The organism is Shewanella vaxholmensis, from assembly GCF_031932135.1.
Lineage (GTDB): Bacteria > Pseudomonadota > Gammaproteobacteria > Enterobacterales > Shewanellaceae > Shewanella > Shewanella hafniensis.
In genome coordinates this window covers 1-751 of record NZ_JAUOEV010000053.1, presented here as the reverse complement: position 1 = coordinate 751, position 751 = coordinate 1, and the positions used below count along the sequence as shown (strand labels likewise).

The window sequence follows — 751 nt, the reverse complement described above, 5'->3', positions numbered from 1 at the left end:
TTAGTTCTGGGGAATATGGCGGCAGTTTGAGTATAGACAGGTTGGGGATATCAGCAGCAATGTCATTGGTATGCCAACCCGCACCGTCCATTACCACGACAGCATGGCGGCCAGGTTTGGTGCGTTTTGCAATCAGCTCCAAGTGCTGGTGCATGATGTCCTTATTAACGAATGGCGTGATGATGGCTTCAGTTTCTCCTGTTGCAGGACAGACTGCGCCGAAGAGATGCACATATTCAAACTGCTGCTGTCTTAGCGCTCTTGGTCTACTGCCTTTGGGGGCCCAAAGTCGTGTCGTTGTATTTTGCTGGCCGAATCTGGCTTCGTCCTGAAACCAAATATCAATCTGGTGTGGTTGTATATGAATGGGAGCGTGAAGGATCGTTTCCAGAGGAAACTTTTTTAAAAGCGTCCTGTAAGCTCTGAGTTTGTTTTGGATGCCTGGAGCGGCTGGTTATCCAACAGAATCCCATGCTCTTTAGTAGCTTGTAGATGTGATTGGGATGGTACTCGACATTAAACTCACTCGAGATGTATTGCTGGATGTCGGCCCCAGTGAGTCTGCCGCCCTCATCTGATTGTGCTTTGAACTCAATGTATCTGGCGAGTCTCCTTTTTTGCTCATTTGACAATGACGGCTTCTTCCCTAGGCGTGGTTTATCTTCAAGTCCAGCCAGTCCTTGCCCAAGATAGCTGGAGACCCATAAGTTGACGCTAGATCTGGCCACCTTCAACTGGCTTGCCACCAGAG

2 protein-coding genes are annotated in these 751 nt (G+C 49.0%); both read right to left on the bottom strand.

Translation table 11 applies throughout. The features are described from left to right. Positions 1 to 340, bottom strand: a 340-nt coding sequence (locus tag Q4Q46_RS21350; RefSeq protein WP_371833787.1) for an IS630 family transposase, incomplete at its 3' end; no start/stop codon positions are given. Between the two features lies 1 nt (position 341). Further along, positions 342 to 751: winged helix-turn-helix domain-containing protein (locus Q4Q46_RS21320; protein WP_311907017.1), on the bottom strand; the 410-nt coding region annotated here is incomplete at its 5' end.